The organism is Affinundibacterium seohonense (genome assembly GCF_014284305.1).
Lineage (GTDB): Bacteria > Pseudomonadota > Gammaproteobacteria > Burkholderiales > Burkholderiaceae_D > Undibacterium > Undibacterium seohonense.
Genome location: NZ_JACOFW010000149.1, coordinates 1 through 239 on the forward strand (window position 1 = coordinate 1; position 239 = coordinate 239).

Sequence of the window (239 nt, forward strand, 5' to 3'; positions counted from 1 at the left end):
GCTTAGGCGGTGGTACAGCGACAGCCGGTAGTGATTACAACACCACACCAACGTTCAGTAATGGCGTGACCTTAGTTGGCGGCAATTTGATCGTGCCAAGTGGCGTGACCAGCTTCACGGTCACCGTCGCCACAATCAACGACAGTGTCGTCGATTCCGCGTCACCAGAAACACTGCCATTGGTTGTTGGTGGCGTGACAGGTAACGGCGGTATCATCGACAACGATCAACCAACGATC

At 54.4% G+C, this 239-nt stretch carries 1 protein-coding gene; it reads left to right on the top strand.

Features of this window, described 5'->3' with window-relative positions; genetic code table 11:
* A partial coding sequence (locus H8K52_RS20940) for a hypothetical protein (RefSeq protein ID WP_186924827.1) occupies positions 1 to 239 on the top strand: 239 nt, incomplete at both ends.